Origin of the sequence: Sphingomonas sp. OTU376 (assembly GCF_038440415.1) — a bacterium.
Taxonomy (GTDB): domain Bacteria; phylum Pseudomonadota; class Alphaproteobacteria; order Sphingomonadales; family Sphingomonadaceae; genus Sphingomonas; species Sphingomonas kyeonggiensis_A.
In genome coordinates this window covers 21413-46458 of sequence record NZ_JASATQ010000007.1, presented here as the reverse complement: position 1 = coordinate 46458, position 25046 = coordinate 21413, and the positions used below count along the sequence as shown (strand labels likewise).

The window sequence follows — 25046 nt, the reverse complement described above, 5'->3', positions numbered from 1 at the left end:
TCCGGCACTGGATGAGTCGTCAATCCGGGTTCGTGCGGATGCGGGCCGAACTGCCACGGGCCTTGAGCTGGCGCTTCAGCTCGTCGGCGGGCGCGGCCCAGAGGAAGCCGAAGCTGACCGCGCCTTGCCTGGATTCGACCGCGTGATGCAGTCGGTGCGCCTGGACGATCCGCTTCATGTAGCGCGAGCGCGGGACATAGCGATGGCGCACCCGCTGGTGGACGATCACGTCGTGGAAGCCGAAATAGATCGCGCCATAGCCGGCGATTCCGGCACCGATCCACGTGGAACCAGGCCACCAGCCCGCCTGTACGCCGCCATAGATCAGGATGATCGAGGGCACCGCGAAGATCACCGCGTAGAGGTCGTTCCACTCGAACCAGCCGGTGCGGGCACGGTGGTGGCTCTCGTGCAGGAACCAGCCCGGGCCGTGCATCACCCAGCGGTGCATCGCCCAGGCGAACAGCTCCATCCCGGCGAGCGTGGCAAGGAACAGGGCAAGGCCGATCCAGGGCGACATGAGCATTAGATAGGCGTTCCGGCTCAGAAGGCGAAGGCCGTGCCGTCGCATTTGGCCGGGCTCAGCGTATAGCTGGCAAAGGGCTTCTCGCTGCCGTCGAGCTTGCGCTCGGTGATCGTCCAGCGCCAGCCCTTGCCCTGCGGCGTCAGCCGATCGGCGTAGAGCGCATCGGGATAGGCATAGTCGATCGCGATGGCGCCGGCCTTGTCGGCCTGGCCCTTGCCGGCGGCGCTGTAGCCCGCGCCGAAACTGTCCATCCACCACGCGCTTAGCCTGTCCCCGTCATGGTCACCGATCATGATCGCCGCGTCATAGGGATCGGCCGGATCGAGGCCGTGCGATTCCAGCAGCAGGTAGCGCCCGCCCAGCCGCCACGCGGCCCGCACCCGAGTCGCGACGCGCTTGCCCATCACTTCGCCCGGCGCGTCCCAGCACCCGATGAGCCGGTCGAGCGCCTGATGGGCAACACCAGGTTCGGCAGAGGGCGAGAGCAGCAGTGCAGCGGCAAGGACGAGGGTCATGGCGATTTCCTAGCGGTGGGCGGCACTTCCCGCCATACCGGCTTTACGACGACTTATTGCAAGTTTGTCGCAATCGCATTTACTGCGAAAAGATTTGGATTCGCGCGCGCGCCGTGCTTAAGGCACCCGCAAACTCCTTCCCGCCACAAAAGACGAGGGCGCGTCCCATGAACATCCATGAATATCAGGCCAAGGAACTGCTCGCCAAGTATGGCGCGCCGATCGCTGCCGGCTTCGCCGCGTTCACCGTCGAGGAGGCCGTCGAGGCCGCCAAGAAGCTGCCCGGACCGCTCTTCGTCGTGAAGTCGCAGATCCATGCCGGCGGCCGCGGCAAGGGCAAGTTCAAGGAGCTCGGCCCCGATGCGAAGGGCGGCGTCCGCCTCGCCTTCTCGCTGGACGAGGTCCGTGCCCACGCCACCGACATGCTCGGCAACACGCTGGTGACGATCCAGACCGGTGAGCATGGCAAGCAGGTCAACCGCCTCTACATCACCGACGGCGCCGACATCGCGAAGGAGTTCTACCTCGCGCTCCTCGTCGACCGCGTCACCGGCCGCGTCGCCTTTGTCGTCTCGACCGAGGGCGGCATGGACATCGAGGAAGTCGCGCATTCGACTCCCGAGAAGATCCACACTTTCGACGTCGATCCCGCGACCGGCTTCATGCCGCACCACGGCCGCGCCGTCGCTGCCGCGCTGGGCCTGACCGGCGACCAGGGCAAGCAGGCCGCCAAGGTCGCGTCGTCGCTGTTCGCCGCCTTCCTGGCGACCGATGCCGCGCAGATCGAAGTCAACCCGCTCGCGCTGACCGAGCAGGGCAACCTCCTCGTCCTCGACGCCAAGGTCGGCTTCGATTCGAACGCGATGTTCCGCCACAAGGACCTCGCCGAGCTGCGCGACGAGTCGGAAGAGGATCCGATGGAGCTCGAGGCGTCGAAGTACGACCTCGCCTACATCAAGCTCGACGGCGACATCGGCTGCATGGTCAACGGCGCTGGCCTGGCGATGGCCACGATGGACATCATCAAGCTCAACGGCATGTTCCCGGCCAACTTCCTCGACGTGGGCGGTGGCGCCAACAAGGAGAAGGTCACCGCGGCGTTCAAGATCATCCTGAGCGATCCGGCGGTGAAGGGCATCCTGGTCAACATCTTCGGCGGCATCATGCGCTGCGACATCATCGCCGAGGGCATTGTCGCCGCGGCGAAGGAAGTGAACCTCTCGGTGCCGCTGGTCGTGCGCCTCGAGGGCACCAACGTCCAGCAGGGCAAGGACATCTTGGCCAATTCGGGCCTGGCGATCGTCCCCGCCAACGATCTGGGCGACGCCGCCAAGAAGATCGTGGCCGAGGTCAAGAAGGTCGCCGCCTGAGCGACCTGACTGGCTGACAGTCGTCCTGGATCGAAGGGGCGGGAGAGACCGGGTCTCTCCCGCCCTTTTCGTTCAGTGCGGCTTCGATGTGGGCAAGCCCTTCTCGCTAATGCTCTTGCCCGCCGGCGCGGATGGCGTGACTGCCTTGGCCGTGGTCGGCGTCATCGACAGGCGCGCAGGCATGTCCCCGGCCGCCGTCGCCTCAACCGCAGCTGCGGGCGCGTCCTGGTTGCGCCGGCCGCCGGTATAGGTTCGGCCCTCCACCGCTTCGCCGTCCGTCGTGGACTGGCATTCGGGCTCGGCCGCGCCCTCCCGCCTGGTCGGGTTCACCCCGCCCTTCACCACGATGCCGCCGATCGGGCTGCCGGGCGCGCAGCGCGCATAGCTCGACGAGACCGCGCCGCCCGGCCTGGCGATGGTTGCGGGCGGCTTCTTCTCCTTGGCGGAAACCGGCGCATCCTGCGCAAGCGCGGGCGCGGTGGCGACGCTTGCGGCCAGCGCTGCTCCGATGATCAGCTGGTACTTCCCCATCTGTCCTCTCCCTTTCTTCACGAAGCTGCATGTTCGCGTCTGAATTTCGGGTGAACTCGCGGTGCCTCGGCAAAACGGCCATCCGCACCGATTTTTCGATGATTGGGTATGCCCTATCACTGTTTGGGGTGGACTTGGCCGGAATCTCGGGCATTAGCGGTTGGCATTGCCGTTCTTCCAGCGATGGAGAGGATTTCGATGAAAGTTCTGGTGCCGGTCAAGCGCGTGCTTGACTACAATGTGAAGCCCCGCGTGAAGGCGGATGGGACGGGGGTCGATCTCGCCAACGTCAAGATGAGCATGAACCCGTTCGACGAGATCGCGATCGAGGAAGCCGTGCGCCTCAAGGAAAAGGGCGCCGCGACCGAGGTGGTCGTCGTCACCATCGGCGTCGCCAAGGCGGAGACCGATGTGCTGCTCACCGCACGCGCCATGGGCGCCGATCGCGGCATCCTGATCCAGACCGATGACGAAATCGAGCCGCTGGCCGTCGCCAAGCTCCTCGCCAAGGTCGCGGAAGAAGAGCAGCCCGGGCTGATCATCCTCGGCAAGCAGGCGATCGACGACGACAGCAACCAGACCGGCCAGATGCTCGCCGCGCTGCTCGGCTGGCCCCAGGGCACCTTCGCCTCGAAGGTCGAACTGGGCGGCAACGGCGTACAGGTCACCCGCGAAGTCGATGGTGGCCTCGAGACCGTGGATCTCAAGCTGCCGGCGATCGTCACCACCGATCTTCGCCTCAACGAGCCGCGCTACGCCACGCTGCCGAACATCATGAAGGCCAAGTCCAAGCCGGTCGCGAAGAAGACCGTCGCGGATTACGGCGTCGATGTCACCCCGCGCCTCAAGACGCTCAAGGTCGTCGAGCCGGCCAAGCGCACGGCCGGCATCAAGGTGGGCTCGGTCGACGAGCTGGTCGAAAAGCTCAAGGGTCTGGGAGTCGCGAAATGAAGACGCTGGTTTGGGTCGAGCACGACAATCAGAGCCTGAAGGACGCCACCCTCTCGGCGGTCACCGCTGCGGCGAAGCTCGGTGAAGTCCATCTCCTCGTCGCCGGCAAGGGCGTCGATGGCGTTGCCCAGGCGGCGGCGGCGATCGAAGGCGTGGGCAAGGTCCATGTCGCCGATGACGCGGCTTATGAGCATTTCCTGGCAGAGAACATCGCGCCGCTGATCGTGTCGCTGATGGGCACGCACGACGCGGTCCTCTTCCCGGCGACCACCACCGGCAAGAACATCGCGCCGCGCGTGGCTGCCGCGCTCGACGTGATGCAGATCTCGGATATCCTCTCGGTCGAGGGTGCCGACACCTTCACCCGTCCGATCTACGCCGGCAACGCGATCGCCACCGTGCAGACCAGCGACAAGAAGCTGGTGATCACCGTGCGCGGCACCGCCTTCCCCAAGGCGGCGGCCACCGGCGGTTCGGGCGCGATCGAAGCCGTATCGGGCGAAGGCGACAAGGGCCTCTCCACCTTCGCGGGTGCCGAGATCGCCAAGTCGGAGCGTCCGGAGCTGACCAGCGCCAAGGTGATCGTCTCGGGCGGCCGCGCGCTCGGCTCGTCGGAGCAGTTCCACGCGCAGATCGATCCGCTGGCGGACAAGCTCGGCGCCGCCGTCGGCGCCTCGCGCGCCGCGGTGGACGCGGGCTATGCCCCGAACGACTATCAGGTCGGCCAGACCGGCAAGATCGTCGCTCCGGAAGTCTATGTCGCGATCGGCATCTCGGGTGCGATCCAGCACCTCGCCGGCATGAAGGACTCCAAGACGATCATCGCGATCAACAAGGACGAGGATGCCCCGATCTTCCAGGTCGCGGACATCGGCCTGGTCGGCGACCTGTTCAAGATCGTCCCGGAGCTGACCGAGAAGCTCTGATCCCTTCTCGGGCGAACAATATAGGGGTGTTCCTCGCCGGAACGCCCCCTTTTGTTTTGTTCAGGTCCCGGCATAGTCGTCCCCCATGATAGGACGACTTGCTCCCCTGCTTGCTGCTCTGGCGCTGTTCCCGGTCCTGCCGGTGCGGGCCCAGTCGATCGACGAATTGCGTCGCGACCAGATGGAGGCGGTGAAGGCGGCGAAACAACTCGATCGCGCCGATGCCGTGCTGCTGCGCCAGGTCGCGCAGCTTCCGCCCTCGCACGGCAATGCCTTTCCCGCCGAAAGCGTCGCCGCGCTGCTCGCCGGCTGGCGTGGCTATATCCAGCGCGAATGCGGGCTGGTCGGGGTCATGACCGGTGCCAATGGTCCGTCATCGGGCAGCTTCGCGGCGATCTGCGAGGCGCGGCGCTATGCCGAGCGGATCAGGTTGGTGCAGGCTGCCGGTGCCTGCCTTTCGCGCGAGATCGGCCGAGAAGGCGGCAATCCTTCGGCGTGCCTGGAGCCGCTGGTGGTGTTGAAGGCGGAAGGGGATTTCGATGCCTAGTCCGTTCCCATCGCTCGCGGCGGCGTGACCTCGGGCAACGGCAGCGGTGGGATGGTCGAGAGCTTGGCAGCAATGGCCAGCGCGAGCACGGTCAGCACCCCGCAATAGAGGGCAACGCCGCCCCAGCCCCAGCCGGTCCAGGCAAAGCCTCCCGCCGAGCCGAGCACGCTCGATCCCAGATAGTAGAAGAACAGGTAGAAGGCCGCCGCTTGCCCCCGGCTGGCCCGTGCGCGCCTGCCGACCCAGCTCGAGGCGATCGAATGGGCGCCGAAAAAGCCGATAGTGACGATGCCGATCCCCGCCACCACCAGGGCCAGCCAGGTCGAGGCAGTCAGCGCCACGCCGACCAGCAGCATCGCAGTCGGGATCCAGAAGATCAGCCGGCGTCCGCGCTTCTCTGCCAAATGTCCGAACCAGGTCGAGCTTACCGAGCCGAGCAGATAGAGCAGGAAGATCGCGCCGATCGCCGCATGGCTCAGCCCGAAGGGCGGCGCGAGCAGGCGGAAGCCGACATAATTGTAGATGGTGACGAACACGCCCATCAGCAGGAACGCCTCGGCATAGAGCAAAGGCATGGCGCGGTCGCGGAACAGGCCACGTCCGGCGGCGATCACGGCGCTGGGATGGACTTCCTGCGCCACGAAGCGGCGGGAGCGCGGGGCGAGACGGCGAAAGCCCTCGGCCGTTGCCAGCCCGGCCAGCCCCACTCCGATCAGCACCCAGCGCCAGTCGACCAGTTCGGTGATGAGGCTCACGCCCAGGCGTCCGGCCATGCCGCCGATCCCGCTGCCCGCGATATAGAGGCCCATCGCCGGCCCCACCGAGCGCGGCTCGATCTCCTCGCTGACATAGGCCATGGCGACCGCCGGCATGCCGGCCAGCGCGATACCGGTGAGGAAGCGCAAGGCCAGCAGCGCGTCCCAGCCCGGCGCCAGGCCGGTCAGCATGGTCAGCAACCCCGCGCCGAACATCGCGCCTACCATCAGCGGCCTCCGCCCGAGCTTATCGGAGAGCATGCCGGCAACGACGATCGCCACCGCGAGCGGTCCGGTCGCGAGCGAGATGGCGAGGCTGGCGACCTCGGCGCTCAGATGGAATTCGCCGGCGAACAGCGGCAGCAGCGGCTGGGCGGAATAGAGCAGCGAGAAGGTCGAGAAGCCGGCGAACAGCATCGCGAGCGTCAGGCGCCTGTATCCGGGAGTGCCGCTGGAATAGCCGCCAGTTTCAGTCATCGTCCGCCAACGCGCCTGCGCCTCTCAAGTGCACGGCGCACCTGCATTTTTCGCAGTTACAGTTCCTTATAGGGCAAGCTTGGCGAGGGGATGCGGTGGCTCGTTGAAGCCGGCCTGGACAAATGCAGTTTCTGCATTCGTATGTTGCGCCCTACAGGCATTGACGCTGCAGTGCAGCATGGCCACTTGGGCGCCAATGCACGCCCCCACCAGCACCAGCGCACCGACCCATAATGTCGGCCTCGTCCATTTCGCGCTCGCGATGGGCGGCTTTGCCATCGGCACCACCGAGTTCGCAACGATGAGCCTGGTGCCGTACATGGCGCAGGGGCTCGGCATCGACGCGCCTTCGGCCGGCCATGTCATCAGCGCCTATGCGCTGGGCGTGGTGGTTGGCGCGCCGCTGATTGCGGTGGGTGCGGCCAAGCTGTCGCGCCGTTTCACGCTGCTCCTGCTGATGGGCGCCTTCGCCCTGTTCAACACGCTGAGCGCGGCGGCGCCCAATTATCACTGGCTGCTGCTGTTCCGCTTCCTCTCCGGCCTGCCGCACGGTGCCTATTTCGGCATCGCTGCACTGGTCGCCGCTTCGCTGGTGCCGATGAACAAGCGGTCGCAGGCAGTTGGCAGGATGATGCTCGGCCTCACGGTGGCGACGATCCTCGGCGTGCCGCTCGCCAACTGGCTGGGCCAGGCAGTCGGCTGGCGCTGGGGCTTTGTCGTGGTCGGCGTGCTGGCACTGGCGACGGTGGTGCTGGTCGCGGCGCTCGCCCCGCGCGATCCGCCCCAGCATGGCGCGAGCCCGCTCAAGGAGCTCGGCGCGCTCGCCAATGGCCAAGTGTGGCTCACGCTCGGCATCAGCGCGATCGGTTTTGGCGGCATGTTCTGCGTCTACACCTATGTCGCTTCGACCATGCTCGAGGTGACCAAGGCGTCGCCGGCGATGATCCCACTGGTGCTGGCGATCTTCGGCATGGGCGCGACGCTGGGCAGCATCATCGTGCCCAAGTTCGCCGACCGGGCGCTGATGCCCACTGCCGCGGTGCTGCTGCTCGGCAGTGCGGTTGCGCTCGCCTTCTATCCGCTCGCCGCGCATCAGCTATGGAGCATCGCGCTCGATATCTTCGCGATAGGGTTCCTCGGCGCGCTCGGCGCGGTGCTGCAGACCCGGTTGATGGACGTGGCCGGCGAAGCCCAGGGGCTCGCAGCTTCGCTCAACCACTCCGCTTTCAACACCGCCAATGCGCTCGGCCCCTGGCTGGGCGGTCTTGCGATCGCCGCCGGCTATGGCTGGACGTCGACCGGCTGGGTCGGTGCGCTGCTCTCGCTCGGCGGGTTCGGTGTGCTGGTGGTAGCGGTGCTGGTCGAGCGCAGGACCAGGTAACCGGCCAGCGCCGACAGGAGCGATCCGGCGAGCACGCCGATCTTCACCTGGTCGGTCAGCACGGCGTTGCCCGGGAAGGCCAGCCCGCCGATGAACAGGCTCATCGTGAAGCCGATGCCGGCGAGCAGCGCCATGCCATAGATCTGCCCCCAGCGCGCATGTGGCTTCGGGGCGATGCCGGCCTTCACCGCCAGCCATATGCTTCCGAACACGCCGACCTGCTTGCCGGCGAACAGCCCGAGCGCGACGGCGAGCGGCAGCGGCGCCAGCAGTGCCTCCCATCCGGGCAGCGCCACGCCCGCATTGGCGAAGCCGAACAGCGGCACGATTCCGAACGCCACCCAGGGGTTGAGCGCATGTTCGAGCTTCAGTCCGGCGGCGCGGGGGATCGCCAGCGCCGCCGCCACGCCCGCGATGGTCGCATGCACGCCGGAGGCGAAGACGCAGAGCCACAGCAGCGCCGCCAGCACCAGATAGGGCCCGAGCCGTGTCACCCGCATGCGGCTGCAGGCGAGCATCGCTGCCAGCACCACGCCCGCGCCGGCCAGCGCGACCAGGTTGAGCTTGGCGGTATAGGCCAGCGCGATGATGATCACCGCGCCCATGTCGTCGACGATCGCGATGGTGGTGAGCAGGAGCTTGAGCGATGCCGGCGCGCGCTTGCCGAGCAGCCCGAGCAGCCCCATCGCAAAGGCGATGTCGGTTGCCGCCGGAATCGCCCAGCCGCGCGTCAGTCCGGGTGCGGAGGCCGTGACGGCGATATAGACCAGCGCCGGCACTGCCATGCCGCTCGCCGCCGCGATCACCGGCAGGGTGCGCTGTGACCAACTGGCGAGCTGGCCCTCGGTGATCTCCGCCTTGATCTCCAGGCCAACGAGCAGGAAGAACACCGCCATCAGCGCGTCGTTCACCCAGCCATGCAGGCTGAGCGGCCCCAGTTCCACGTGGAGCACATGGAAATAATCCGCTGCCAGCGGCGAATTGGCGACGATCAGCGCGCACGCCGATGCCGCCATCAGCACCACGCCGCCCGCCGCCTCGCTCGCGATGAAGGCGCGTGTGGCGGCGGCGATGCGGCTCATGCCTTGGCCAGCGCCTCGGTGATCAGCTTGCGGCTGTTCTCGATCCCGTAGAGCGCGATGAAACTGCCCATGCGCGGCCCCTGCTCGCTGCCCAGCAGCGTCTCGTAGAGCGCCTTGAACCAGTCGCGGAGGTTCTTGAACGCATCGGTCTTGCCGATCTCGTAGACGATGTTCTGGATATCCTCGGCCGAGGCGTCCTCGGGCAGTTCGGCAAGCTGCGCGTCGAGCTGGCGCAGCGCACCCGCTTCGGCTTCGCTCGGCGCGCGGCGCTGCAGCGTCGGCTCGACGAAGTCCTTAGCGTAGCGGATCGCATAGCCGACCATCCGGTCGAGCTCGGGATGGCTCTCCGGCGACAGGTCCGGCGAATAGCGGCGCAGGAAGCCCCAGATCGTCTCGCGATTGCCCACGCCCGGCAGGCTGACCAGGTTGAGCAGCAGCCCGAAGGTCACCGGCAGCGTTTCGGCCGGCACCTTGCCTCCATGGATATGGTGGACCGGGTTGCCCAGCTTCTGCGCGATCTCCTGGGTCGGATAGTTGGCGCGGAACTGCCAATATTCCTCGATCGCGCGCGGGATCAGCCCCAGGTGCAGCGACTTCGCCTTCTTGGGCTCGCGATAGATGTAGAAGGCCAGGCTCTCGTCCGGCCCGTAGGTCAGCCATTCCTCGATGGAGAGACCGTTGCCCTTCGACTTGGAGATCTTCTCGCCCTTGGCGTCGAGGAACAGCTCGTAGATCAGCCCCTCGGGGCGCCTGCCGCCGAGCACCTGGGTGATCTTGCCGCTCTGCACGCCGCTGTCGATCAGATCCTTGCCGTACATCTCATAATCAACGCCGAGAGCCGCCCAGCGCATGCCCCAGTCGGGCTTCCACTGAAGCTTGGCCTGGCCGCCGAAGATCGACTGCTCGATCGTCTCGCCTTCATCCTCGAAGCGGATGATGCCGGCCTCGGCATCGATCACTTCCACCGGCACCTGCAGCACGACGCCGCTTTTCGGGCTCACCGGCAGCACCGGCGAATAGGTCGCCTGGCGCTCGGCGCGCAGCGTCGGCAGCATCACCTCCATGATCGCCTGGTAGTTGCGCAGCACCTTGCGCAGCGTCTCGTCGAAGCGGCCCGAGCCATAATAGTCGGTCGAGGACGCGAATTCATACTCGAAGCCGAAGCGATCGAGGAATTCGCGCAGCATCGCGTTGTTGTGCGCGGCGAAGCTTTCGAACTTCTCGAACGGATCCGGGATGCGCGACAGCGGCTTGCCGAGATGCTCGGCGAGCAGCGCCTGGTTCGGCACATTGTCCGGCACCTTGCGCAGGCCGTCCATGTCGTCGCTGAACGCGATCAGCCGCGTCTTGTTGCCGGTCATCTCCTCATAGGCGTGGCGCACCATGGTGGTGCGCAGCACTTCCTGGAAGGTGCCGATATGCGGCAGGCCCGAGGGGCCGTAGCCGGTCTCGAACAGCACGGGCGAACCGTCGGGCTTGCCCTGCGGATAGCGTTTCACCAGCTTGCGCGCTTCTTCGTAGGGCCAGGCCTTGGATTCGAGTGCGGCTGCGCGCAGGATGCTATCGTCTGTCATGATCGGTCGCGCGTGCGCGAAACACCGCGTTTTTGCAAGTTTTCGGAAGCGTCAGGGACCAAATCCGGCCCCTCCGCGATGGAAGGGGCCGGAACGCGTCAGGCGAAGACCCGGTCCTGCGGGCACAATATGCCCGCCGACACGGTCAGGTTCGTCCAGCGATAGTTGAGATAGGCGCCGGAATAATGGTCGTCGTTGCTGAAATCGACGTCGCCGCGATAGGTACCCTGCGGGATCGGGTCGTTGCTGTCGCTGCGGACGATCATGAACTGGTACATCAGGTCCCATAGCAGCCACACCCGGGTGCCCGAGGCGGGCGGCTGGATGGTGAACTGGGTGGTGGTCTTTTGCAGGTCGTTGATCGTCACCGAATGCGAAAGCGTCGCGCTCAGGCTGGCGCTGAGCCCGCCGCCCGAAAAGCCCATCTGCGCGGTGATCGATTCGGTGTCGGTGGTCGAGATGCCATGGTCATATTCCCAGCTCTTCTGCAGCTGGGTGCCGGGGGAGAGATGGGTGAAGGTGCCGGGCACCATCTTCCAATATTTGCGCAGCACGAACTGGCGGGCCACCGGCGCGCTGCCGTCCCACCAATTGTTGAGCCGCGGCGCGCCGTCGCCGCTTTCCTGGTCCCAGACATTGTCCTGGTAGTTGGCGTTGTCCGCATCTGCATAGATGATCAGGTTGCGCGTGGACCGGACCATTTCGACGGGGTCGGTCTGCGAAGGCGGCGACCAGTTCAGGCTGTCGATGGTCGGGAACGCGGGAAGTGTATCAGGCATGACAAGTCTCCACGATGAAAGGATGGTTGAATCTTTTCTTTTGTGGGAGCGCCGGAATCCGAATCTCCGGCGGTTTGCGACTGTCGATCGCTAATCGAATTTCGAAGCATTGCCGCAGTCCCATATGGAACTGACTGGAAAAATATTCGAAGTTATCCGAGCATTTACTGAAAACTCCGTGCCGGCATCCGCTCCGGCGCGTCCCCGCGAGAGCGGAGCGAAAAGAATATGCCGCGCTCCCTTCACTTTGGCGGGCAAGCGGCGCTAGAACGAAAGGCGTACATGACCGCGCAACCCGCCCTTCCGGCCAGCCATGGCGACGATCTGCCCGGGCCGGCCCTTTGGGAGGGGCACAGCTCGCGCAGCGCCGCGCTGGCGTTCTGGTTGCCGCCGTTCATCGCGCTGGGGCTGTTCGCCGGCGGCTGGCTGGCTGCCGGGCTCATGCCGCGGATTCCCGGCACTTCGCAGTTGCAGATCGGCGGGCAAAGCTTCCCGCTCGACGATCAAACCGCCGCCGCGGTCAGCTGGGGTGCCATTGGGCTCGTCCTGCTGGTCCTGGGGCTTGCCCTTGGGGCGATCCTGTTGACGATCGTACGGAGTGGCAACCAGCTCTACCGCGTCGATGGGCAGGCGGCGGAAAGCCGTTTCGATGGCATGACCGATCGGATCGCGATCGCCGATATCCGCCGTGTCATCGTGCACGGCTATGGCGCCTGGCACCGGGTGCGCATTGTCGGCAGCAACCGGCAGCGGATTCTCATGCTGCTCGGCAGCCGCGACGCCGCGCGGGTGCTGACCGCGTTGCGCGGGCTGGGCGTCGAATGCGGTGCGCTCGATGCGATCGAGCAGCCCGCCGAAATCGACACGCTCCTCCCCGGCGAGTCGGTGCGATGGCGCGGGCGGCCCGGCCTCGCCTCGTTCGATACCGGCCGTGCCTTTCTGCTGTTCGCGGTTTGCCTGCCGCTGCTCTTCTTCCTTGGCGCGCAATGGATGATCTGGAGCGCGGAGCCCATGGTGATCGTCGGCCTGTTCTTCTCCTGCATGACATTCTGCCTGTTCGGCTATCTCGCGCTCTATGTGCTCGCTGTCTTTCATGAGCGGCTGCGCGCCTGGTTCTTCGACCTGTTCGGCACGGTGGTGGTGACCGATCGCCGCATCGCCTGGGCGGTTCCCCTGTCCGGGCACTTCTACCGCGATCTCGCCTTTGCCGAGCTGATCGAGGCCGCGATCGTCGAGCGCAAAGGCCGCCGCGCCTGGGTCGCGCTCACCATCCGCACCAGGGATGACGTGCGCCACGAGGATCTGCGCGGCCTGCCCGATGCCGATCGCTTCCTCGCCGTGTTGCGGCCGGGCGCGCAATGACCCTGCCCTATCCCGCCCTCCACGCCAGCCATGGCGGCGTCTGGATCGCGACGCCCGACGGTGATTGCCGCGCGATCAGCCGGGGCGAGGCGATCCGCATCGCCGCCGATACGCCGGTGATCCTGCTCAACGCCCCGCTGATCGGCCAGCGGCTCGGCTATGCCGATCTGTCCGGCCTCGATCTGCTCGAGCTGTTCGCCTTTCTCCATCCCGCACGCTTCATGGTGCCCACGCCCAAGGGGCTGGCGCGCGCCTCCGGGCTCGAAGCGCCCATGAATGACGCCGACATCGCCCCCTTCCTGCGCGCCGCGGCGGCGAAGCTGCTGGCGGTCACCGAAGGCGATTGGCCCGAGCGCGAAGGCGCCTGGAACGCAGTGCAGTCGTTGTTCCGGCTGCGCTGGCCCTGGGCGCCCGCGCTCAGCCAGCGGCTGGCCAAGCCCGCCCAGGCCGAGCGCTGGCTGTTCTCCAGGCTGCCCGAATGGACCGAGCAGCCGCCCCGAGTCGCGCCGCGCACCGTCACGCTCAGCGATTCGGACGTCGCCGACCGCCTGGCGCGTCTTACGGGCAGCGGTGCCGAGCAGCGCCAGGGCCAGCGCGACTATGCCGCCGCCGCGGCCGGCGCCTTCGCTCCGCGCGACATGCGCGAATCGCCGAATCTGGTGCTGGCCGAAGCGGGCACTGGCATCGGCAAGACGCTCGGCTATCTCGCCCCCGCCTCGCTCTGGGCCGAGCAGGCCGGTGGCGCGGTCTGGGTCTCCACCTTCACCAAGGCGCTGCAACGCCAGCTCGGCCATGAGGGCGAGCGGCTGGTCGCTGATCCCGAGCAACGCAAGAAGAAGATCGTCACCCGAAAAGGGCGCGAGAACTACGTCTGCCTGCTCAATCTCGAGGATGCGCTGCAGGGCGGATTCGCGGGCCGTGCGGCGATCCTCGCGCAGCTGGTCGCGCGCTGGGCGGCCTATACCGCCGATGGCGACATGGTCGGCGGCGACTTGCCGGGCTGGCTTCCCACCCTGTTCCGCCGCAACGGCTCGACCGCGCTCACCGATCGGCGCGGCGAATGCATCTATGCCGGTTGCCCGCATTACCGGAAATGCTTCATCGAGCGCGCCGCCCGCGCCTCGGCGGACGCGGACATCGTCATCGCCAACCATGCGCTGGTGATGGTCAACGCGGCGCGCGGCCGCGAGACGGCGAGCCGCCCGACCCGCTATGTCTTCGACGAGGGACATCATCTGTTCGATGCGGCGGACGCGATGTTCGCCGCCGCGCTGACGGGGCAGGAAGCGATCGAGATCCGCCGCTGGGTGACTGGTCCCGAATCGGGTTCGCGCGGCCGGCGCCGGGGCCTTGCCGCCCGCCTGTCCGATGTGGCCGGCTATGACGAGGAAGGCGGCCGCGCGATTGCCGAGGCGGTAAATGCCGCGCAGGCGCTGCCCAGCGACGGCTGGCTGCAGCGCCTGAACGAGGGCGAGCCCTTCGGCCCGGTCGAGCATCTCCTCGCTGCGGTGCGCGGGCTGGTCTATGCGCGGGACGTCAATGGCGCGGCCGAAGCGGGCTATGGCCTGGAGACCGAACTGGCCGAGCCCGATGCGGCGCTGGTCGAGGCTGCAGGTCCTGCCGGCGAAGCGCTCGACGCGCTGCTTCGCCCGCTGGTCCATCTCGGCCGCCGGCTCGAAGCGGTGCTTACCGAGGCGCCCGACTGGATGGATGGCCCTGCACGTGCCCGGATCGAAGGCGCGGTCGCGTCGCTCGGCTGGCGTGCCGACACTGTCGGCGCCTGGCTCGCGCTGATCGCCCGGATCGGCGGCCCTGCCGATTCGGCGTTCGTCGATTGGCTGGCGGTCGATCGGGTCGAGGGGCGCGAATATGATATCGGCCTGCACCGCCACTGGCTCGATCCCTCCAAGCCCTTTGCCGAGACGGTGCTCAAGCAGGCGCATGGCGCGCTGATCACCTCGGCGACGCTGCGTGCCGGGGGCGACTGGGACGTGGCCGAGGCGCGGTCGGGCGCGGTCCATCTGATGCGTCCGCCCCAGCGCTTCTCGGCGGTCAGCCCGTTCAACTATGCCGACCAGGCCGAAGTGCTGATCGTCACCGATGTGAAGCGGGGCGACACCGCCGCGCTCGCCAATGCCTATGCCCGGCTGGTGGTCGCGGCCGAGGGCGGCACGCTCGGGCTGTTCACCGCGATCCGGCGCCTGCGCGCCGTCCATGCCCGCATCGCCGATCGGCTGGCGCGCGAGGGGCTGCCGTTGCTCGCCCAGCATGTCGATCCGATCGACACCGGCACGCTGGTCGACATCTTCCGCGACGATCCGCGTGCCTCGCTGCTCGGCACCGATGCGCTGCGCGACGGCGTGGACGTGCCCGGTGATTCGCTGCGGCTGGTGGTGATGGAGGGTATTCCCTGGCCCAAGCCAAGCGTGCTCCATGCCGCGCGGCGCCTGGCCGGGGGCGGCACCGCCTATGATGACCGTATCGTCCGTGCGCGTCTCGCCCAGGCGTTCGGCCGGCTGATTCGCCGGGCGGACGATCGCGGCACCTTCGTGCTGCTTTCCGCCGCCAGCCCGTCGCGCCTGCTCGATGCCTTTCCGCCGGGCACGCGGGTGACGCGCGTCACGCTGGATCAGGCAGTTGATCGCGTCCGGCTTTCCTTGGCGTCAAAGCTGGGGCAAGAGGCCCCCGCGAACGCCTGACGGGGAATCCATGAAGACGCTCACGCTGCTCCGCCATGCCAAGTCCGGATGGGACGATCCGGTCGCCCGCGATTTCGATCGGCCGCTCAATCCCAAGGGCCAGCGCGCCGCCGCGATGATGGGCCGGCACCTCAGGGCCGAGGGGCTGGCCTTCGACCATGTCCTCGCCTCGCCTGCGGTGCGGGTTGTCGAGACGCTGGCGCAGGTCGCCACCGGCTATGGCAGCGATCTCGCCCCGCACTGGGACCAGCGCCTCTACCTCGCCTCGGCGGCGACGCTGCTGGATCTCGTCCACGAGCTGCCCGCAGGTGCCGATTCGGTTCTGGTCTCGGGCCATAATCCGGGGCTGGAGGAGCTGGTGCTGCTGCTCTCGGCCGATAGTGACCTGCGCCTTTCGGTCGAGCAGAAATACCCCACGGCGACCCTGGCCGAGATGCGCTTCGACGTGGCGGACTGGGGCGATGTGAAGCCCGGCAAGGGCGTGCTGGTCCGCTTCACCCGTCCGCGCGACCTCGATCCGACCCTGGGGCCGGATTACAACTGAGCTTCTAGCTGCCGTCCTCGTCCAGCGCCTGGCTGAGCGAATCGCGCACGGCCTTCAACCCCTGCTTGTCGACGGTGGCGCCCGGCGTGGCGGTGCCGGCGGCGGCCCGCGCTACCTTGGTGCCCTTCTCCGCCGCGAGCAGCTTCTGCACGCCGCGGATCGTATAGCCCTGGTTGGAGAGCAGGTCGTGGATCCGTCGCACCAGCGCGACATCCTCGGCGCGGTAGTAACGGCGATTGCCCGCCCGGGTGAGCGGGCGGAGCTGGGGGAAGCGCGTTTCCCAGTAGCGAAGGATGTGTTGGGGGCGCCCGATTTCCTGGGCGAGCTCCCCTATCGTCCGTAGCGCGCCAGCAGCCTTTTCGGCCCCCGGCATGGGCTAATCCCCCTCAGCTCGCCGAGACGATGCGGTCGCGCATCATCTGGCTTGCACGGAAGGTGAGGACTCGGCGCGGCGCGATCGGCACTTCGACGCCGGTCTTGGGGTTGCGACCGACGCGCTCGCCCTTGTCACGCAGAATGAAGCTGCCGAAGCCCGAGATCTTGACGTTCTGCCCCTCGGCCAGCGCCTCGCACATATGGCTGAGGATCTGCTCGACGAGGCGCGCGGCATCGGCGCGCGAAAGGCCCACCTCCCGGTGCAGCGATTCGGCTAGATCGGCTCTGGTCAGCGTTCCCGCGGCCGTCATTCGGCAACTCCCCCTTGAGTTGATCTCTGTCGAGTCTGTCCTATCAGATTGTTTCGACACAGCAAACGGGAACATTGAGGTTCCGCAACGAATATCTTCGATTTTTCGCAGCTATCAGAAACGGACGACCGCCGCGCCCCAGGTAAAGCCGCCGCCCATCGCTTCCAGAACCAGCAGGTCTCCTTGGCGAATACGCCCGTCGCGCACCGCGGTGTCAAGCGCGAGCGGAACCGAAGCGGCGGAGGTATTGGCATGCTGGTCGACCGTGACGATCACCTTCTCGGCCGGCAGGTCGAGCTTGCGCGCGGTCGCATCGAGGATGCGGGCATTGGCCTGGTGCGGCACTACCCAGTCGACGTCGCTCGGCTTGAGCCCGGCCAGCGCCAGCGATTCCTGCATCACCGACGCGAGGTTGACCACGGCGTGGCGGAACACCTCGCGCCCCTTCATCCGCAGCTTGCCCACGGTCTGGGTGGTCGAGGGCCCGCCATCGACATAGAGCATGTCGTTGTAGCGGCCATCGGCATGGAGCTTGGTCGCCAGGATGCCGCGCCCGCCCTCGTCGGCGCTGTCCTGCGCCTCGAGCACGATCGCGCCGGCGCCGTCGCCGAACAGCACGCACGTCGCGCGGTCTTCCCAGTCGAGGATGCGGCTGAACGTCTCGGCGCCGATCACCAGCGCCCGCTTGTGGACGCCGGCGCGCAGCATCGAATCGGCGACCTGCACCGCATAAAGGAAGCCAGAGCAGACGGCGGCGACGTCGAACGCCACGCAATCGTCGATCGCCAGAAGCGCCTGCACCTTGGTGGCGGTGGCGGGGAAGGTCTGGTCCGGCGTCGCGGTGGCGAGTACGATCAGGTCGATATCGGCGGCGGCGATGCCGGCGCTGGCCAGCGCGGCCTTGCTCGCCTCGGCCGCCAGCGTGCCGGTGGTTTCGTCGGGTGCCGCGATATGGCGGAAGCGGATGCCGGTGCGCTCGACGATCCACTCGTCGCTCGTATCCACTTCCTGGGCGAGTTCGGCGTTGGAAACGCGGCGGGGCGGCAGGGCGGAGCCAGTGCCGATGATGACGGAACGCAGGGTCATCTTGTTGTGTCTACGCCGCCTTTGCTTCGAAGTTCCCGAGATCCTCGGCGATGCGCCGGTTGAGATCGTCGCGCAGCATCTTCGCCGCGAAGCCGATCGCGGTATCGACGCCGAGTTCGTTGGCGCTGCCATGGCTCTTCACGACGATGCCGTTCAGGCCGAGGAAGACCGCGCCATTATGATTGTTGGGATCGAGGTGCGTGCGCAGCAGCTCGGTCGCCGGCTTGGAGATCAGGAAGCCGATCTTCGAGCGGGTCGAGCTGGAAAAGGCGCGCTTGAGCAAGTCCGCGACGAATCGGGCGGTGCCTTCCACCGTCTTCAGCGCGATGTTGCCCGAGAAACCGTCGCAGACGATCACGTCGACATCACCGCGCGAAAGCTTGTTGCCTTCGATGAAGCCCTGGAAATCGAGGCGGAGATGATCGGCCTTGCGCAGCTCGGCCGCGGCTTCGCGGATCGAGTCGGTGCCCTTCATGTCCTCGGTGCCGATGTTGAGCAGCGCGACCCGCGGGTTCTGCAGGTCGAGCGCGGTGCGCGCATAGGCGGCACCCATCACGGCGAACTGGACGAGATTGCGGGCGTCGACTTCGGTGTTGGCGCCCAGGTCGAGCATCACCGTGTCGTTCTCGCCCAGAGTCGGCATCAGCGCGGCGAGTGCCGGCCGGTCGATCCCCGGCATGGTGCGCAGGGAGAGCTTGGCCATCGCCATCAGCGCGCCGGTATTGCCCGAAGAGACGGCGGCGCCCGCCTGCCCCTTCTTCACCAGGTCGATGGCGATTCCCATCGAGGTGGTCTTGGCACGCCGAATCGCCGCGCTCGGCTTCTCTTCCGAGGCGACGACGTCCGGCGCATGGACGATTTCGGAGGCGGCCGTCAGGTTCGGGTGGTTCTTCAGACCCTCGCGGATCTGCGCCTCGTCTCCGACGAGGATGAACTCCATGCCCTCGAATCGACGGCGCGCGCGCGCGACACCGGCGAGCATGACCGCAATTCCCTCGTCACCGCCCATCGCATCGACGGCGATTCGAGAGGAATTCGTCATACCCGCATGCCCCCGCGCATCTCAGCCCGATCGTTGCCGATCAGTCTTCGGCCGAGACGATCTCACGGCCGTTATAGTGGCCGCACGAACCGCACAGCACGTGCGGACGCTTCAGCTCGCCACAGTTCGGGCATTCCTGGAACGCCTGCGGAACCAGAGCGTCATGAGAGCGACGCATGCCACGCCGCGACGGCGTAGTCTTTCTCTTGGGAACGGCCATTTCGGCACCTTCTAACGAAACAAAAGTCAAAATCGCGATACGCCCGCACGGCCCAGCGGGCAAGCGACGGAAGCTCCGGCGCTCGCCGGACCAGCGGACGGTCACGAAAGCGAGTGCGCGCCTATAGCGATTCTTGCGGGCGACGCAAGGGAGTGTAGGAGGAACCCTCTGGAGGGGACACCTTATATGATCATCCTGCCCGTTACGCTCTGCACCGCCGGTGCCGCCGCCGTGGTCAATTTCTGGCTCGCGCTGCGAATCAGCCGGCTGCGACTCGCAGAAAAGGTCTTCATCGGCGATGGCGGCGACGATCGGCTCGTCCGCCGCATGCGCGCCCAGCTCAATTTCGCCGAATATGTCCCGCTGATTCTCGTCCTGCTCGCGCTGGTCGAGCTGGCGAGTGGCCCCAGCATCTGGCTGTGGGGTGTCGGCTTCGCGCTGATTCTCGGCCGCGTCCTCCACGCCTTCGGCATGGACGGCTGGGGCCTGGGCCGCCGAATCGGCATCGTACTCACCCTGCTGACCATGCTCGGCCTCGCCGGCTACGGCATCTATATCGGTAGCCAGTACCGCGAAGCGCCGGTGACCGTGTTCAAGGTCGGTCCGAAGAGCTGAGCCTTTCTGCTTCGTCATCCTGAAGCGCGTTCAGGGTGACGAAGGATTTTGGATCACCCTCGTGCCAGCACCGAATCGGCCACGAACGGATTCGTCTTTCGTTCGTGCCCGAAATTGCTCAGCGGCCCGTGGCCGGGGACGAAGGCGGTGTCGTCCCCCAGCGGCCACAGCCGCTGCACGATCGCGTCGAGCAGGTCCTGGTGGTTGCCCAGCGGGAAGTCGGTGCGACCGATCGATCCCTGGAACAGCACGTCGCCCACCGTCGCGAACTTCGATTCGGGGTGGTGGAACACGACATGGCCCGGCGTGTGGCCGGGGCAGTGATAGACGTCGAGGGTCAGGTTGCCGACCGTCACCTGGTCGCCCTGCTCCAGCCAGCGGTCCGGCTCGAACACGGTGCCGCGGATGCCGTATTTCCGGCCATCCTCGTCGAGCCGCGCGATCCAGAAGCGATCGGCCTCGTGCGGCCCTTCCAGCGGCACGCCCAGTTCCTTGGCGAACTCGCCGGCGGCGCCGCAATGATCGATATGGCCGTGCGTGACGAGGATCTTCTCGATCGTCACCCCCGCCTGCTTCGCCGCCGCGCGCAGCTTGTCCAGGTCGCCGCCCGGATCGACGAATGCGCCGCGCATCGTCTCGGTGCACCACAGGAGCGTGCAATTCTGCTGGAGCGGGGTGACCGGGATCACCGCGGCGCGCATCGGGGGATTTGCCATGGCGCGGAGATAGGCCGCAGTGCCCCGCGCCGCAACACAGGCTTGCCGTCGGTGCGAAGCGGCTGCATGCGGGGCACGGCATGACCCTGCCCGATACTCCTTTCGTCCTGCTCGACGATGCCCGGCCCGGTGGCGCCGGCGCCCGGCTGTTCCACACGCCGCAGGGCGCGGTGCGCGCCGATTCGCCGGAGGAGGTGAAGCGCGCCTTCCAGCAGATGCAGCTCTGGTTCGATCACGGCTTCCATCTCGCCGGCTTCTGTTCCTACGAAGCCTCGCCGGGGATCGAGCCGCACGCCCGGGTCCAGCGCGGCGAAGGGCCGTGCATGTGGTTCGGCATCTTCCCGCATGCCGAGCGCGTCGATGCCGAAGCTTTGCTTCCCGATCCGGCGGGGGCCTGGGCGGGGGCACCGGTGCCGCGGATCGACAGTGCCGCCTATCGCGGCCAGTTCGATCGCGTCGCCGACTATATCCAGGCGGGCGATATCTATCAGGCCAACCTCACCTTCCGCGCCGATGTCCCCTTCGCCGGCCACCCGGCCGCGCTTTACGCGCTGATCCGCCGCCGCGCCGCCGCCGGGCACAGCGCGCTGGTCTTCACCGGCAGCGAGTGGGTGCTGTCCTTCTCGCCCGAGCTGTTCTTCGAGTATAATGAGGACGGGGACGGCATCACCGTACGTCCGATGAAGGGCACCGCGCGGCGGGGCGCGACTCCGGCCGAGGACGACGCGATCGCCGCCGCGCTGGCCGCCGATCCCAAGCAGCGCGCCGAGAATCTGATGATCGTCGATCTGATGCGCAACGATCTCACGCGCCTCGCCCAGCCGGGCACGGTGAAGGTGCCGTCGCTGTTCCAGGTCGAGCGCTACCCGACCGTCCACCAGATGGTCTCCACCGTCACCGCCTATCCCTCGGGCGATGCCGGGCCGGTCGAGGTGCTGGCGGGGCTCTTCCCCTGCGGCTCGGTCACCGGCGCGCCCAAGCTGCGCGCGATGCAGGTGATCGCCGAGGTCGAGCAGGGGCCGCGCGGCATCTATACCGGGGCGATCGGCGCGATCGCATCGGACGGCGACGCCAGTTTCAACGTGGCTATCCGCACATTGACGATAGATCAGGGGGCGACAAGCGCGGTGCTCGGGTTAGGATCGGGCGTGGTCGCTGATTCGAACGCCCTGGAGGAATGGGACGAGTGCCTCGCCAAGGGCGCCTTCGTCACGGCCGGCGAACAGCCCTTCGACCTGATCGAGACGATGCGATTCGATCCGCTTGCCGGGCTGGTGCTGCTCGAGCGGCATCTGGCGCGGATGAAGGCGAGCGCCCGCGTCTTCGGTTTCGAGTTCGACCGGCACGAGGCGCGCAACGAGCTGCAGGCGGCGACCTTCCGCCTGCGCGCGCCGGCGCGGGTGCGGCTGCTGCTCGCCCCGTCGGGGGCGATCGCGATCGGCATCGCGCCGCTGCCCGAAGCACCCGCCACGCCGGTGCAGGTGGCGATTCAGCCCCGCAAAGTCGCGCGGGACGACTTCCGCCTGGCGCACAAGACCAGCCGACGCGGCTTCTATGACGCGGCGCGGCGCGAGTCCGGCGCCTGGGAAGTGGTGTTCACCGACGACCAGGGCTTCCTGACAGAGGGCAGCTTCACCTCGATCTTCGTCGAGCGCGGCGACATGCTGGTCACCCCGCCGCTCGCCCGCGGCCTGCTGCCGGGGGTGCTGCGCGCCGAGCTGATCGAGAGCGGCCGCGCGGTCGAGGGGGATCTCACCCCGGCCGATCTCCAGGGCGGCTTCTATGTCGGCAATGCGCTGCGCGGATTGGTTTCAGCCGTAACGGTTGCGAAAGCCTAGAACGCGGTCCTATAGGCCCGGCGTCTCCCCTCCCGGAAAAGGCGCCATTCATGCAGACCTCGGCCGCGCTCAATCGTATCCAGCCCTCCGCCACGCTCGCGATGACGAGCAAGGTGTTCGAGCTGAAGCGCCAGGGGATCGACGTGATTGGCCTCGGCGCCGGCGAGCCCGATTTCGATACGCCCGATTTCGTCAAGGAAGCCGCGATCGAAGCGATCCGCGCGGGCAAGACCAAATATACCAATGTCGATGGCACGCCCGAGCTGAAGCAGGCGATCGTCGCCAAGTTCGCCCGCGACAACGGCCTCGCCTATGCCGAGAACCAGATCAGCGTGAACTCGGGCGGCAAGCACACCCTGTTCAACGCCTTCTGCGCGACGATCGACGCGGGCGACGAAGTCGTGATCCCGGCGCCCTATTGGGTCAGCTATCCCGACGTGGTCGAGTTCGCCGGCGGCAAGCCGGTCTTCATCTCGGCCGGCGCCGAGCAAGGCTACAAGATCAAGCCCGAGCAGCTCGATGCGGCGATCACCGCCAAGACCAAGTGGGTGGTGCTCAACTCGCCGTCGAACCCGACCGGCGCTGCGTACAGCGCGGCCGAGCTTCGCGCGATCGGCGAGGTGCTCGAGCGGCACCCGCATGTGCTGATCTATGCCGACGACATGTATGAGCACATCCTCTACGACGGCTTCGAATTCGCCACGATCGCGCAGGTCTGCCCGTCGCTCTACGATCGCGTGCTGACCGCCAACGGCGTGTCCAAGGCCTATGCGATGACCGGCTGGCGCATCGGCTATGCGGGCGGCCCCGCATGGCTGATCAAGGCCATGGGCAAGCTCCAGTCCCAGTCGACCTCCAACCCGTGCAGCATTTCGCAGGCGGCTTCGGTCGCGGCGCTGAACGGGGATCAGAGCTTCCTCAAGGACCGCGTCGCCGCCTTCCAGGGCCGCCGCGATCTCGTCGTTTCGATGCTCAACCAGATCAACGGCATGACCTGCCCGCGTCCGGAAGGCGCCTTCTACGTCTATCCCGAGTTCAGCCAGCTGATCGGCAAGACCACGCCCAAGGGCCAGGTGATCACCACCGACGAGGAAATGGTCGGCTATCTGCTCACCGAGGCGCGGGTCGCGGCGGTGCACGGCGCGGCCTTCGGCTTCTCGCCGGCGTTGCGGATCAGCTACGCGACGTCGGACGCGCTGCTCACCGAGGCGTGCGGCCGAATCCAGGAAGCGTGCGCGGCCTTGCGCTGAGGGCGAACAAGCCCGACATTGCGGTCATGCTGAAATGGTCGCTTCCCGCTGCCGCGCTCCTTGGAGCCGCGCTGTTCGTTGCCCCTGCGCTATCGACGGCGGGCGTTGTCGAGCGTGCCGTTCCCGTGCCGGTCCCCACGCTCGACGTGAAGCCGAGCAAGGGCGAGCAGGTCGCGGTGCTGGCGGGCGGCTGCTTCTGGGGCATGGAAGCGGTCTTCCAGTCGGTGAAGGGCGTCCATTCGGTGACCAACGGCTATGCGGGCGGCACCGCGCAGACCGCGACCTATCGCCAGGTGTCGACCGAGCGCACCGGCCATGCCGAGGCGGTGCGCATCGCCTATGATCCGCGCAAGGTCAGCTACGGCACGCTGCTGCGCGTCTATTTCTCGGTGGCGCACGATCCGACCCAGCTCAACCGCCAGGGCCCGGATCGCGGACCCAGCTATCGCTCGGCGATCTTCCCGCAGGACGAGGACCAGCGCCGCGTCGCCGCCGCCTATATCGACCAGCTGACCAAGGCCAGGTCCTTCGCCCGGCCGATCGTCACGAAGCTGGAGACGGGCACTTTCTATCCGGCCGAAGCCTATCACCAGGACTTCTTCTGGCGGAACCCGACGCACCCCTACATCGTGCGTTGGGACAAGCCGAAAGTGGCGGCGTTCCGCAACGCCTATCCGCTGCTGGTGAACTGAGATGGCGAAGGGCGAGCGCTACGAGCCTTCGTCCGCCCTGCTCAAGGCGATCCTCGCCGAGGAGCAGGCGCTTGCCGACGATGCCAATCTCGAACAGGTCATCGCACTGACCCGCGATGACGATGCATCGAACCGCGACTGGGCGACCATGCTGCTCGCCCAGGAGGAGATCGATACGCCGGCCGTTCGCGAGGCGCTGTTCCGCGCTGCGTCGGACGAGGAGGATGTGATTCGCGGAGAGGCCATGCTCGGCCTGGCGATCCGCGATCCCGAGATCGCCCTGCCGCTGGTGCAGGAGGCGCTCGGCGGGGAAAGCGTGTGCGCGCCGATGCTTGAGGCCGCGCTGCTGTGCGCGCATCCCTCGCTGATCGGGGATCTCCGCATATGGGCGGAGCCTTCGGACATGCCGCTTCTGGACGACCTCGCCGGCGAAGCGCTCGCCGCCTGCGAGAAGATCACGAACTAGATCAGCCCCAGCCCCGCCAGCTGGCCCATCAGTGCCGGCGGAAGTTCCTCCATCCCTGCCCCGGCCTCGCCCAGGTCGGGTGGCGCGTCCGTCCCTTCGAGATAGCGCCAGCCCTGGTGGGCACGCTTGGGGCGGTTGGCGACCAGGATCAGCCGCGGTTCCATCAGGATTGCGGTGCGCCCGCCTTCGGCTTCGCCGAATCCGACGATCGGGGTGCGGCCGACCAGCTGGTGCTTGAGAATCCAGAACAGCGATCCCTCGCCGCCGATCTCCTCGTGGCGCTTGGGCAGGTAGCGGGTGGTCAGCCCCCAGACGTCGCCGCGCGAAGCGAGGCGCTGGGCGAGATAGTCTACGGAGTCGCAGCCAAAGGCGACCTTGGTCAGATGGAGTGGCACGGCGCTAATCTGGGCGTTCGG

The 25046-nt window shown here is 67.1% G+C and carries 27 protein-coding genes; 13 read left to right on the top strand and 14 right to left on the bottom strand.

Features of this window, described 5'->3' with window-relative positions; translation table 11 throughout:
- Nucleotides 1-19: 19 nt before the first annotated feature.
- On the bottom strand, nt 20-520 hold the full coding sequence (locus tag AAHM44_RS04860; RefSeq protein WP_342249249.1) for a beta-carotene hydroxylase: 501 nt from the start codon (nt 518-520) through the stop codon (nt 20-22).
- Between the two features lie 23 nt (nt 521-543).
- Complete coding sequence (locus AAHM44_RS04855; protein WP_342249248.1) at nt 544-1041, bottom strand: hypothetical protein; 498 nt, start codon at nt 1039-1041, stop codon at nt 544-546.
- A 167-nt stretch (nt 1042-1208) separates the two neighbouring features.
- On the opposite strand from AAHM44_RS04855, the gene sucC reads away from it, so the two are divergent.
- Nucleotides 1209-2411 carry an ADP-forming succinate--CoA ligase subunit beta gene (gene sucC, locus AAHM44_RS04850; RefSeq protein WP_269573342.1) on the top strand — a complete coding sequence of 401 codons (1203 nt, stop codon included), beginning with the start codon at nt 1209-1211 and terminating at the stop codon, nt 2409-2411.
- A gap of 72 nt (nt 2412-2483) precedes the next feature.
- On the opposite strand, the gene AAHM44_RS04845 is transcribed toward sucC, so the two are convergent.
- Nucleotides 2484-2942, bottom strand: a complete 459-nt coding sequence (locus AAHM44_RS04845; protein WP_342249247.1) for a hypothetical protein — start codon at nt 2940-2942, stop codon at nt 2484-2486.
- A 198-nt stretch (nt 2943-3140) separates the two neighbouring features.
- On the opposite strand from AAHM44_RS04845, the gene AAHM44_RS04840 reads away from it, so the two are divergent.
- The 3 genes from AAHM44_RS04840 to AAHM44_RS04830 all read left to right on the top strand — a co-directional run bounded on the left by AAHM44_RS04840 (nt 3141) and on the right by AAHM44_RS04830 (nt 5366).
- Complete coding sequence (locus tag AAHM44_RS04840) at nt 3141-3893, top strand: electron transfer flavoprotein subunit beta/FixA family protein (protein WP_342249246.1); 753 nt, start codon at nt 3141-3143, stop codon at nt 3891-3893.
- Nucleotides 3890-4819 carry an electron transfer flavoprotein subunit alpha/FixB family protein gene (locus AAHM44_RS04835; RefSeq protein WP_269573345.1) on the top strand — a complete coding sequence of 310 codons (930 nt, stop codon included), beginning with the start codon at nt 3890-3892 and terminating at the stop codon, nt 4817-4819. The genes AAHM44_RS04840 and AAHM44_RS04835 overlap by 4 nt, the downstream gene beginning before the upstream one ends.
- Nucleotides 4820-4904: 85 nt before the next feature.
- Nucleotides 4905-5366, top strand: coding sequence for a hypothetical protein (locus tag AAHM44_RS04830; RefSeq protein ID WP_342249245.1), 462 nt, complete (start codon nt 4905-4907; stop codon nt 5364-5366).
- On the opposite strand, the gene AAHM44_RS04825 is transcribed toward AAHM44_RS04830, so the two are convergent.
- Nucleotides 5363-6598, bottom strand: a complete 1236-nt coding sequence (locus tag AAHM44_RS04825; protein ID WP_342249244.1) for an MFS transporter — start codon at nt 6596-6598, stop codon at nt 5363-5365. The two genes, AAHM44_RS04830 and AAHM44_RS04825, sit on opposite strands and share 4 nt — an antisense overlap.
- A gap of 196 nt (nt 6599-6794) precedes the next feature.
- On the opposite strand from AAHM44_RS04825, the gene AAHM44_RS04820 reads away from it, so the two are divergent.
- A complete protein-coding gene (locus AAHM44_RS04820) occupies nt 6795-7979 on the top strand; it encodes an MFS transporter (protein WP_342249243.1) in 1185 nt (394 codons plus the stop codon).
- Here the strand turns inward: AAHM44_RS04820 and nhaA are convergent.
- The 3 genes from nhaA to AAHM44_RS04805 form a co-directional block, all read right to left on the bottom strand.
- The gene (gene nhaA, locus AAHM44_RS04815) at nt 7880-9061 is read right to left on the bottom strand and encodes a Na+/H+ antiporter NhaA (RefSeq protein WP_342249242.1); all 1182 of its coding nucleotides are present in this window, start codon (nt 9059-9061) and stop codon (nt 7880-7882) included. The genes AAHM44_RS04820 and nhaA overlap by 100 nt on opposite strands.
- Complete coding sequence (locus AAHM44_RS04810) at nt 9058-10635, bottom strand: lysine--tRNA ligase (RefSeq protein WP_342249241.1); 1578 nt, start codon at nt 10633-10635, stop codon at nt 9058-9060. Before AAHM44_RS04810 ends, nhaA begins: the two co-directional genes overlap by 4 nt.
- A 98-nt stretch (nt 10636-10733) precedes the next feature.
- A complete protein-coding gene (locus AAHM44_RS04805; protein ID WP_269573352.1) occupies nt 10734-11414 on the bottom strand; it encodes a hypothetical protein in 681 nt (226 codons plus the stop codon).
- Between the two features lie 282 nt (nt 11415-11696).
- Here AAHM44_RS04805 and AAHM44_RS04800 point away from each other — a divergent pair, with 282 nt between their 5' ends.
- From AAHM44_RS04800 to AAHM44_RS04790, 3 genes are read left to right on the top strand one after another with little or no spacing between them, the layout of a single operon-like run.
- Complete coding sequence (locus tag AAHM44_RS04800; RefSeq protein WP_342249240.1) at nt 11697-12776, top strand: hypothetical protein; 1080 nt, start codon at nt 11697-11699, stop codon at nt 12774-12776.
- Nucleotides 12773-15475: an ATP-dependent DNA helicase gene (locus AAHM44_RS04795; protein ID WP_342249239.1), complete on the top strand. Its 2703-nt coding sequence runs from the start codon at nt 12773-12775 to the stop codon at nt 15473-15475. The genes AAHM44_RS04800 and AAHM44_RS04795 overlap by 4 nt, the downstream gene beginning before the upstream one ends.
- Before the next feature lie 10 nt (nt 15476-15485).
- Nucleotides 15486-16019 carry a SixA phosphatase family protein gene (locus AAHM44_RS04790; protein ID WP_342249238.1) on the top strand — a complete coding sequence of 178 codons (534 nt, stop codon included), beginning with the start codon at nt 15486-15488 and terminating at the stop codon, nt 16017-16019.
- Nucleotides 16020-16023: 4 nt separating this feature from the next.
- Here the strand turns inward: AAHM44_RS04790 and AAHM44_RS04785 are convergent, their stop codons facing one another.
- Genes AAHM44_RS04785 through rpmF form a run of 5 tightly spaced genes read right to left on the bottom strand, consistent with a single transcriptional unit; the run spans nt 16024 to nt 19053 of the window.
- Nucleotides 16024-16392, bottom strand: a complete 369-nt coding sequence (locus tag AAHM44_RS04785) for a MerR family transcriptional regulator (RefSeq protein WP_184163235.1) — start codon at nt 16390-16392, stop codon at nt 16024-16026.
- Between the two features lie 13 nt (nt 16393-16405).
- Nucleotides 16406-16780, bottom strand: coding sequence for an integration host factor subunit alpha (locus AAHM44_RS04780; RefSeq protein ID WP_184163232.1), 375 nt, complete (start codon nt 16778-16780; stop codon nt 16406-16408).
- A gap of 39 nt (nt 16781-16819) precedes the next feature.
- A complete protein-coding gene (locus tag AAHM44_RS04775) occupies nt 16820-17791 on the bottom strand; it encodes a beta-ketoacyl-ACP synthase III (RefSeq protein WP_342249237.1) in 972 nt (323 codons plus the stop codon).
- 10 nt (nt 17792-17801) lie between these two features.
- The gene (gene plsX, locus AAHM44_RS04770; protein WP_184163226.1) at nt 17802-18833 is read right to left on the bottom strand and encodes a phosphate acyltransferase PlsX; all 1032 of its coding nucleotides are present in this window, start codon (nt 18831-18833) and stop codon (nt 17802-17804) included.
- A 40-nt stretch (nt 18834-18873) separates the two neighbouring features.
- Nucleotides 18874-19053, bottom strand: coding sequence for a 50S ribosomal protein L32 (rpmF, locus tag AAHM44_RS04765; RefSeq protein ID WP_184163223.1), 180 nt, complete (start codon nt 19051-19053; stop codon nt 18874-18876).
- Between the two features lie 186 nt (nt 19054-19239).
- On the opposite strand from rpmF, the gene AAHM44_RS04760 reads away from it, so the two are divergent.
- Nucleotides 19240-19668: an MAPEG family protein gene (locus AAHM44_RS04760; protein WP_269573358.1), complete on the top strand. Its 429-nt coding sequence runs from the start codon at nt 19240-19242 to the stop codon at nt 19666-19668.
- Nucleotides 19669-19721: 53 nt separating this feature from the next.
- Here the strand turns inward: AAHM44_RS04760 and AAHM44_RS04755 are convergent, their stop codons facing one another.
- Nucleotides 19722-20384: an MBL fold metallo-hydrolase gene (locus tag AAHM44_RS04755; RefSeq protein ID WP_342249236.1), complete on the bottom strand. Its 663-nt coding sequence runs from the start codon at nt 20382-20384 to the stop codon at nt 19722-19724.
- Between the two features lie 80 nt (nt 20385-20464).
- On the opposite strand from AAHM44_RS04755, the gene pabB reads away from it, so the two are divergent.
- From pabB to AAHM44_RS04735, 4 genes are read left to right on the top strand one after another with little or no spacing between them, the layout of a single operon-like run.
- The gene (gene pabB, locus AAHM44_RS04750) at nt 20465-22222 is read left to right on the top strand and encodes an aminodeoxychorismate synthase component I (RefSeq protein WP_342249235.1); all 1758 of its coding nucleotides are present in this window, start codon (nt 20465-20467) and stop codon (nt 22220-22222) included.
- 50 nt (nt 22223-22272) lie between these two features.
- Nucleotides 22273-23472: a pyridoxal phosphate-dependent aminotransferase gene (locus AAHM44_RS04745; protein ID WP_342249234.1), complete on the top strand. Its 1200-nt coding sequence runs from the start codon at nt 22273-22275 to the stop codon at nt 23470-23472.
- Nucleotides 23473-23498: 26 nt separating this feature from the next.
- Nucleotides 23499-24164: a peptide-methionine (S)-S-oxide reductase MsrA gene (msrA, locus tag AAHM44_RS04740; protein ID WP_184163216.1), complete on the top strand. Its 666-nt coding sequence runs from the start codon at nt 23499-23501 to the stop codon at nt 24162-24164.
- 1 nt (nt 24165) lies between these two features.
- Nucleotides 24166-24630, top strand: coding sequence for a HEAT repeat domain-containing protein (locus tag AAHM44_RS04735; protein WP_269573362.1), 465 nt, complete (start codon nt 24166-24168; stop codon nt 24628-24630).
- Here AAHM44_RS04735 and AAHM44_RS04730 read toward each other — a convergent pair.
- Nucleotides 24627-25025: a DUF1489 family protein gene (locus AAHM44_RS04730; RefSeq protein ID WP_269573363.1), complete on the bottom strand. Its 399-nt coding sequence runs from the start codon at nt 25023-25025 to the stop codon at nt 24627-24629. The genes AAHM44_RS04735 and AAHM44_RS04730 overlap by 4 nt on opposite strands.
- Between the last annotated feature and the right edge of the window lie 21 nt (nt 25026-25046).